This is a genomic window from Streptomyces sp. NPDC006326 (assembly GCF_040612915.1).
GTDB lineage: Bacteria > Actinomycetota > Actinomycetes > Streptomycetales > Streptomycetaceae > Streptomyces.
The window spans coordinates 23,211-32,014 of the sequence record NZ_JBEXRC010000065.1; the positions used below are offsets into that span (position 1 = coordinate 23,211).

Consider the following 8,804-nt stretch of genomic DNA (forward strand, 5'->3'; position numbering starts at 1 on the left):
GCCGCATCCGGAATCATGAGCTCAGTGCGGGGAACCGAACCACCACGGAAGACCGCGCAACCGCGCAAGGGAAGCGCCCCTCGGGGCGGCCGCTGTTCGACTGGAGATGCAACGTGTCCGGGCGCATCGAGGATTACGCACTGATCGGCGACACGCAGACCGCCGCACTGGTCTGCCGGGACGGGTCGGTGGACTGGCTGTGTCTGCCCCGTTTCGACTCGCATGCCATCTTCGCGGGCCTGCTCGGCACCGAGGATCACGGATTCTGGCGGATCGGCCCGGCCTTCCCGGAGGGCACGCAGGCGCCCAACGCCTCCCGGCGCCGCTACCAGGGCGACTCGCTGATCCTGGAGTCCGAGTGGGACACCCCGCGCGGCACCGTCCGGGTGATCGACTTCATGCCGCCCCGCGAGGACCACGCCCCGCAGCTGATCCGCATCGTCGAGGGCGTCAGCGGGCGCGTGCGGATGCACTCGGCCCTGCGCATGCGGTTCAGCTACGGACGGGTCGTGCCCTGGGTGCACAAGGTGGACGGACGCACCGTCGCCGTCGCCGGCCCCGACTCGGTCTGGCTCGACACCGATGCCCAGACCTACGGCAAGGACCTGACCACGTACTCCGACTTCACCGTCGGGCCGGGTGACCGGGTGGCGTTCTGCATCAGCTGGCAGCCCTCCCACAAGGGCACGCCGGAAGCCCCCGACGCCAAGGCGGCCCTCGCGGCCACCTCCCAGTTCTGGCGCGAATGGGTCGACCACTGCACGTACCACGGCCCGTACCGGGAAGCGGTGATCCGCTCCCTGATCACCCTCAAGGCGCTCACCTACGGCCCCACGGGCGGGATCGTCGCCGCGCCGACCACCTCCCTGCCGGAGGAGATCGGCGGTGTCCGCAATTGGGACTACCGCTACACCTGGCTGCGCGACGCGGCGATCACCCTCTCCTCGCTGCTGCGCACCGGCTACCGCGAGGAGGCCCAGGCCTGGCGCGAGTGGCTGCTGCGCGCCGTGGCCGGCGACCCGGAGAACCTGCAGATCATGTACGGGATCGCGGGCGAGCGGGAGCTCGGCGAGACCGAGCTGGACTGGCTGCCGGGGTACGAGAACTCGCGCCCGGTCCGGGTCGGCAACGGAGCCGCCCACCAGCTCCAGCTGGACGTGTACGGCGAGGTCACCGAGGCCCTGCACCTCGGCCACATGACGGGTCTGGCGCGCAACGACTACGCCTCGCTGCTCCAGCTGAAGCTGATCCGCTACCTGGAGCAGCACTGGGACCAGCCGGACGAGGGCATTTGGGAGGTGCGCGGCCCCCGCCGCCACTTCGTGCACTCGAAGGTCATGGCATGGGTGGCCGTGGACCGCACGATCAAGCTGATCGAGAGCGGGGACGCGGACGGCCCGCTGGACCGCTGGCGCGAGCTGCGCGACGAGATCCACCAGGACGTGTGCGAGAAGGGCTACGACAAGGAGCGCAACACCTTCACCCAGTCCTACGGCTCCCAGGAGCTGGACGCCTCCCTGCTGCTGATTCCGCAGATGGGCTTCCTGCCGCCGGACGACAAGCGGGTCATCGGCACGATCGAGGCGATCCAGCGCGAGCTGTCCACGCCCGACGGCTTCATCCTGCGCTATCCGACGGCCGGCACGGAGGCCGGGGTGGACGGTCTGGAGGGCGACGAAGGGGCCTTCCTCGCCTGCTCGTTCTGGATGGCCGACGACCTGGCGATGATCGGCCGGGTCGACGAGGCCCGCCACCTCTTCGAGCGGCTGCTGGCGCTGCGCAACGACCTCGGGCTGCTGGCGGAGGAGTGGGACCCGCGCCTGCAGCGGCAGGTCGGCAACTTCCCGCAGGCCTTCAGCCACGTCCCCCTGATCGACACGGCGCTGCGGCTCACGGCGAGCGGGGCGTACGGGGGCTGACGGCCGCCGCGGGGCTTGCGCCGCGGGGTTTGCGCCGGCGGCCTCGGCTCCGCCGCGGCCCCTCGGCTCCGCCGCGCCCGCCTGGAGGCGGCCGCCTACGCTGGAATGGTCCTACGCCCCTCCCTGCGGAAGGGGGCAGCCATGGCGCCCCTGTCGAAGGCGGGCACGGCGCTTGCCGCGCTCCGCGAGGACCTCTCCGGCGAGGTCTTCGCCCCCGACGATGCCGGGTACGACGAGGCCCGGCGGATCTTCAACTCCATGATCGACCGCAGGCCCGCGGTCATCGCGCAGTGCGAGAGCGTCGCCGACGTGGTCACGGCCGTGCGCTTCGCCCGGGAGCTGGACCTCCACATCGCCGTGCGCGGCGGCGGCCACAGCGTGGCGGGGATGTCCCTCAACGACGGCGGTGTCGTGGTGGACCTGCGCCGGATGCATGAGGTGACGGTCCATCCCGCGGCCAAGGCGGTACGGGTCGAGGGCGGAGCCGTCATGAGCCACCTCGACCGGGCCTGCGAGCCGTACGGTCTGGCCACCACCGGCGGCCGGGCCTCCACGACCGGCGTGGGCGGCTACGTACTGGGCGGCGGTTCCGGCTGGGTGGACCGGTCGTTCGGGCTGGCCGTCGACAACCTGCTCGGCGTGGAGCTGGTGACGGCCGACGGCACGGTCCTGGAGGCGACGGCGCAGGAGAACCCCGAGCTGTTCTGGGCCCTGCACGGCGGCGGCGGGAACTTCGGCATCGCCACCTCGCTGACCCTGCGGCTGCACGATCTGCCGGTCTTCTCGGTCGCCATGGTGCTGGCGCTGCCGGAGCGCGGGCCGCAACTGACCCGGGTCTACCGGGACATCGTCGAGAACGGCCCCGACCAGGCGGCCGGTGGGGTGATCTACATGACCGCCCCGCCGGAGGAGTTCGTCCCGCCGCACCTCGTGGGAAGCCTGCTCTGCGGCGCCCTGCTCACGTACACCGGGCCCGAGGAGGAGGTGCGCAAGCTGGCGCAGCCGATGCTGGCGGTCCCGCACGAGGTGGAGATGGTCACCGCCCTCCCCTACGCCGATTTCCAGTGCCTGTTCGACGACCCGCCCGATCTGCGCAACTACTGGTCCGCGGAGTACCTGACCGGTGCCCCGGACGAGATGCTGGACGTGTTCTGCGCCCGCGCGGACACCATGCCGGTGCCCTCGGGCTGCCAGCAAGTGCTGTTCCCGCAGGGCGGCGCCATCGCGGCGGGCCCTCCCGAGTGGCCCGTGCCCTACCGTGACGCGCCGTGGATCGTGCACCCCTTCGGGATCTGGGAGGACCCGGCGGACGATGCCCGCGCCGTGCAGTGGGTCAAGGACGTCCGCGCCGACGTCCGGCCGTGGAGCACCGGCGCGGTCTACCTCAACTTCACGGGGGACGAGGGCCCCGAGCGCGTGGTCGCGGGCCTCGGCGAGCAGAACCTGCGGCGGCTGTCCGCGGTGAAGCGGGAGTACGACCGGGACAACGTCTTCCGCTTCAACCACAACATCAAGCCTGCGTAGCCGCCCGGTGGTTCACGACAGGGCGGCGATCACCTCCCGCGCCGCCCTCTCGCCCTCGGTGGCGCCGCCTTCCATGAAGCCCTGGAAGTCGTAGCTGCAGTGCTCGCCGCCGATGTGGATGCGGCCCTGGGCGGTGCCCTCGTACTTGGCGTACCGGTGCAGGTAGCCCACCGGCCAGTAGGAGTACGCGCCGAGCGAGTACGGGTTGCGGTGCCAGGCGGACAGCTGGGCCCGCCCGTTCCAGACGGCCTTGGTGCCCGGGAAGAAGGCGTCGACACCGGTCAGGACCCGGCCCGCGAGCTCGCGTACGTACGGGTCGCTCTCGGTGGAGAACGGTGCGGCCGGGGTGAGCGCACCGGCGAGGCTGCCGCCGCCGTACTGGAGCAGGATGCCGCCGGTGCCCGGCTGGACCTTGGTGGTGTCCCAGACCTGCTGGACCGTGGAGTCGGTGAAGCAGTCGCCGACGGAGACCCCGGGCCAGGGGCCGGTGCCGCGCCAGGGGCGGGCGGTGAACTGCATGTTGAGCTTGGTGCAGAAGCCCATGCGGGCGTCGCGCAGCAGGTTCTTCATCAGCGGGTCGAGGCCGGCGCCGGAGAGGTCGATCCGCTGGAGGACCGGCAGCGGCACGCACAGGACGGTGTGGTCGGCGGTGACGGTGCGCAGGGAGCCCGCGTCGTTGAAGGTCAGCGTCTGCGTGCCGTCGGAGGCCACGCGTACGGCGAGGAGCTCGCGGCCCATCACGATCGAACCGGCGGGCAGGGCCTTGGCGATGGCGTTGGGCAGCTGGTCGTTGCCGCCGGTGATGTGGTAGCGCTCGTTGGACAGGCCCCATACGTTGAACCGCCCGGGGTTGGGCTGGTAGCCCATCAGGAGGACGAGGGCGAGCGCGGACTGCCGGTCGGTGTCGGCGCCGTACTCGACGTTGTACGCGACGTCGATGAAGCGGCCGAGCTGCGAGCCGTGGCCGCCCGGGACGCGGCTCTCGATCCACTCGTACAGGCTCATGTTGTCGAGGGCGGTGCCCGCCGGGGTGGAGGAGTTCCAGGAGACCTCACCGGCTTCCTGGAGGTCGCGGTGGAGGGCCTGGTAGACGGCCTTGAAGTCCTCGTCGGCCTGTGAGCGCGGGTAGTAGGTCCCGTTGAACCACAGCACCTCCTCCGCTCCGTTGGGGCCGCCGCCGAGGAAGTCCTCGGTGGGCAGGTTGAAACGGCGGCAGAGCTCCAGGATCTTCTTGTGGCTGGTGTCGATCAGCTCGCCGCCGATCTCGGAGGTCTGCCCGTACGCCCAGTGGGAGCGCTGGCTGTACATCCGGCCGCCGACCCGGCTGGGGTTGGCTTCGTAGAGCGTGCAGCCGACACCGGCGTCCTGGAGGGTGAGCGCGGCGGTCAGGCCCGCGATGCCGGCGCCGACGACCACGACGCGGGCGGGGGTGACGGGCTTGGTGTCGGGGAGCGCCCCGGCGGCGTGGGCGGTCTGGGCGGAGCCCAGCCCGGAGGAGGCGAGCGCGGTGCCGAGTCCGAGGGCGGCGGCGCGGCCGAGCAGTTCGCGGCGGCCGAGACCGCGGACCTCGGCGACGGGCAGGGAGAGGCGGCGGGCGGCGGCGTGTTCGGCGGCCAGCTGCCGGAGCGCGTGCATCAGGGGCGTACGGGCCATGGCGGTGCTCCTTGTCGGATTCAGCGGGTGGCGGACGCGGGGGCGGGGTCCTCGGTGCGTTCCGCGGAGTCCTCCAGGACGACGCGGCCGATGATCTCGTAGCGCTCGGGGGCCTTGGCCTTCAGCCACAGGCCGAGCCCCAGCCCGCCGAAGAACACGACGCCGACGATCCACGGGATCAGGGTGAAGAAGAAGGAGTCGGCGGCGAGCCCGGCCGCGGTCTCCATGTTGACGACGAGCAGGACGACGACGGCGGCCATGGCGATCCCGCCGAGGAGCGGGGCGGTGAAGGTGCGGAACCAGTGCCGGTCCTCGGGGTGGTTCCTGCGGAAGTAGCCGATCACCGCGAAGGAGCAGAGGGTCTGGACGATGAGGATCGCCATCGTCCCGAGGATCGCGAGCAGCGTGTACAAGTGGATGTACGGGTCCTGTCCGGTGAGCCAGAACAGTGCGACCAGGGCGGTGGCGATCGCGGTCTGCACGATCGAGGACAGGTACGGGGAACCGTGCTTGGCGTGCGTGCGGCCGAGCGCCGGGTGCAGGAAGCCCTCGCGGCCGATGGCGTACAGGTAGCGGGCGGCGCACTGGTGGAAGGCCATGCCGCAGGCGAAGGAGCCGGTGAGCAGCAGCCACTGGAAGGCGCTGACGGCCCAGCCGCCGATGAAGGTCCGGGTCGGTGCGAAGAAGAGGTCGAGGGGGCTGGCGGAGGCGGACAGTTCGACGGAACCGGCCAGGCCGTTGCCCGCGATGGTCATCCAGGAGACGTAGATGTAGAAGAGGCCGACGCCGATGACGGAGATCAGGGTGGCCCTGGGGATGACCCGCTTCGGGTTGCGGGACTCCTCCCCGTACATGGCGGTGGACTCGAAGCCGACCCAGGACCAGAAGGCGAAGAAGAGGCCGAGTCCGGCGGAGGTGCCGGTGAAGGCGTTCTTCGGGTTGACGGGTGCGAGCGGGATCCCGTCCGGGCCGCCGCCCGCGAGGAGCACCGCGGTGGCGACGGCGAAGAGGACGGCGATCTCGGCGACGAGCATCACGCCGAGGGCCTTGGCGGTGAGGTTGATGTCGAAGTGGGCGAGGACGGCGGTGACGGCGAGCATGCCGGCCGCGTAGGCGATCCACGGCAGGTCGACGCCGAGCTGGTCGTGGACGGTGGTCTTGGCGAAGTAGGAGAAGACGCCGACGATCGAGGCCTCGAAGACGATGTAGGCGAGGACGGCGAGCATGCCGGAGGCCATGCCGGCGATCCGGCCGAGGCCGTGCGAGATGTACCCGTAGAAGGCGCCGGCGGCGGTGATCCGCTTGGCCATGGCGACGTAGCCGACCGCGAAGACGGTCAGGACGGCGGTCGCGAAGAGGTAACCGGCGGGGGCGCCGGTGCCGTTGCCGAAGCCGACGGCGATGGGGAGGTTGCCGGTCATGGCGGTGATGGGGGCGGCGGTGGCGACGGCCATGAAGACGACGCCGACCAGGCCGACGGAGTTGGCCCGCAGGCGCTGTACCTGGGGAACCTGTCCCGCTCCGGCGGCCTGGGGCGGTGTGTCGGCGGTGTCTGCGCTCATCGCTTCCTCGTTCCTGTCGGGAGGGGCGCCACTCTCCCCGTGCGTGACGCACACCACAATCGGCACGCGGTCCGATAATCTCCTTGCAGAGCCGACGAGTTGTCGGGCCGGACGGGGGCAAATCGGGCCCCGTAACCGTCCGGTGATGTGCGGGGAACATGCAGGCCGGTAGCGTCCGGCGCTATGGAGAACCAGGGCGGGATCACCGTTCAGCGGGCACTGGAGCTGCCGGGGCTGCGCAGCGGGCTGCCGGAGGTCGTTGCCTGCGCCGACCGGCTCGGCCGGACGGTGCGCTGGGTGCACGCGGGCGAGGTGCCGAACATCGCGTCCCTGCTCAAGGGAGGCGAGCTGCTGCTGACCACGGGTCTGGGCCTGGGCACCCGGCCCGCGGAGCAGCGCGCCTTCGTACGCCGCCTCGCGGACCGGGGCATCGCCGCGCTGGTGGTGGAGCTGGGGCCGCGCTTCACCCGCCTTCCGGCGACCCTCGTCGAGACGGCCCGGGCGGCCGGGCTGCCGCTGGTCCAGCTGCACCGCGAGGTCCCCTTCGTGACGGTGACGGAGGAGGTCCACACCGAGATCGTCAACGGCCACTACGCGCTGCTCCAGCGGGCCGAGGAGGTCCACCGGCGCTGTACGGAGGCCCTGTTGGGCGGCGGCGGGATCCCGCAGGTACTGCGCATCCTGGCCGACTTCACCGGCAACCCGGTGTTCCTGGAGACCCCGGACGGCCAACTCCTGTACGGGGCGGGCCCGGTCGCCGGGGAGGCCGCCGCGGACCCGCTGCAGGTCTGGGAGGGGCTGCGGGGGCAGCGCGAGGCGGAGCCCTCGGCCAACACCGTGGTGGTCGACGTCCCCGGCGGCGGCCACGGCGCGGGCTCGGTGCGCGCACGGGTCGTCCTGCTGGGTGTCTCCGCCCCCCTGCTGCCGGTGCACCGGATGGCGGCGGAGCGGACGGCCGGGGTGCTGGCCGTCGTCCTCATGCAGGCCCGCCAGGAGGAGGAACTGGCCGCGCGCGGCCGCGGCGACTTCCTGACGGACCTGGCGGAGGGCCGCATCTCGGCCGAGGACGCCCCGGCGCAGGCCCGCGTGCTCGGCTTCAAGCCCGGCCCCGGCCCGCTGCTCCCGGTGGTCATGCGGCTGTCCGCGGACCTCGGCCCGGCGGGCAACTGGGCGGTCCTGGCCCGCGCGGTGCTGGAGGAGCTGTCCGCGGTGGGCGTGCCGGTGCTGCTGGGCGTACGCCCGGTGGAGGGGCGGGTACCGCTGCTGGTCTCCCTGCGGGCGGAGTCGGAGCGCACGGCGGTCGCCGACCGGGTGGCGGCGGCGCTGCGCGCCGGCGTGGAACGGGCCGGCCTGGACCGGGCCGCGGCCCCGCCGGCCGTGGTGGTGGGCGTGGCCGGCGGCTGGACGGCGGCGTCTTCGGGCCTGCGCCATGCGGCCGAGACCGCGACGGCGGCTCACGGCCTGCCCGTCCGGCCCTGGTACGACGCGCGGCGCCTGGACATCGACCTGCTGCTCTGGCGTCTTCGCGAGCACCCGGACCTGGCGGCGTTCGTGGACCGCGCGATCGGGGCGCTGCGGGTCCACGACACCACGTCCCGCCCGCCGCTGCTGCCCACGCTGGAGACGTACCTGGCCCATGCGGGCCGCAAGGCGGAGACGGCCCGCGAACTGCACCTGAACCGGCAGACGCTGTACAACCGGCTCGCGCGGATCTCGGAGCTCCTCGGCACCGACCTGGACGACCCGGAGACGGTGCTCTCCCTCAGCCTGGCCCTGCGCGCCCGCCGCCACACCCCGTCTTGACGCACCCCTCGCCCGCCCCGGCCGCAGGCGGGCCTCCCCTCCTGACGCGCCCCTCGCGCACTTCGGCCGCGGGCTGCTTCGCGCCGCTGAGGCGGACTCCGTCCGCCGACGGCGGGACGCGGCTCCGGGCCCGGGCCGGGCACCGCGCCGTGCCTGCGGTCCGTGGCCGCTGCACCCGTGGGCAGCTCCCCTACCCGCCCTTCCACCGTTCCCGCCTCCATCGCCGGCGCGGCGCACGGCCCCCGGGGCGGCGCTCCGCGCCGAGGCCGCGGCGGCCCGGGGCGGGCCGGCGCCCCCACCCGATCGGAAGAGCGGCGGGGAGGGGCAGAGTGTGCAGCGGTGG

At 72.6% G+C, this 8,804-nt stretch carries 5 protein-coding genes; 3 read left to right on the plus strand and 2 right to left on the minus strand.

Annotated features, from left to right (window positions below; all coding sequences use genetic code 11):
- Window positions 1-113 precede the first annotated feature (113 nt).
- Both ABZ128_RS32690 and ABZ128_RS32695 read left to right on the plus strand, forming a co-directional pair.
- The gene (locus tag ABZ128_RS32690; protein ID WP_356853180.1) at window positions 114-1,919 is read left to right on the plus strand and encodes a glycoside hydrolase family 15 protein; all 1,806 of its coding nucleotides are present in this window, start codon (window positions 114-116) and stop codon (window positions 1,917-1,919) included.
- Between the two features lie 141 nt (window positions 1,920-2,060).
- Window positions 2,061-3,443, plus strand: a complete 1,383-nt coding sequence (locus ABZ128_RS32695; RefSeq protein WP_356853182.1) for an FAD-binding oxidoreductase — start codon at window positions 2,061-2,063, stop codon at window positions 3,441-3,443.
- 12 nt (window positions 3,444-3,455) lie between these two features.
- On the opposite strand, the gene ABZ128_RS32700 is transcribed toward ABZ128_RS32695, so the two are convergent.
- Together ABZ128_RS32700 and ABZ128_RS32705 are read right to left on the minus strand one after the other, a co-directional pair.
- Complete coding sequence (locus ABZ128_RS32700; protein ID WP_356853183.1) at window positions 3,456-5,096, minus strand: FAD-dependent oxidoreductase; 1,641 nt, start codon at window positions 5,094-5,096, stop codon at window positions 3,456-3,458.
- A gap of 20 nt (window positions 5,097-5,116) precedes the next feature.
- Complete coding sequence (locus ABZ128_RS32705) at window positions 5,117-6,658, minus strand: APC family permease (protein ID WP_356853185.1); 1,542 nt, start codon at window positions 6,656-6,658, stop codon at window positions 5,117-5,119.
- A gap of 183 nt (window positions 6,659-6,841) precedes the next feature.
- Here ABZ128_RS32705 and ABZ128_RS32710 point away from each other — a divergent pair, with 183 nt between their 5' ends.
- Complete coding sequence (locus ABZ128_RS32710) at window positions 6,842-8,461, plus strand: PucR family transcriptional regulator (RefSeq protein ID WP_356853187.1); 1,620 nt, start codon at window positions 6,842-6,844, stop codon at window positions 8,459-8,461.
- Window positions 8,462-8,804: the final 343 nt, after the last annotated feature.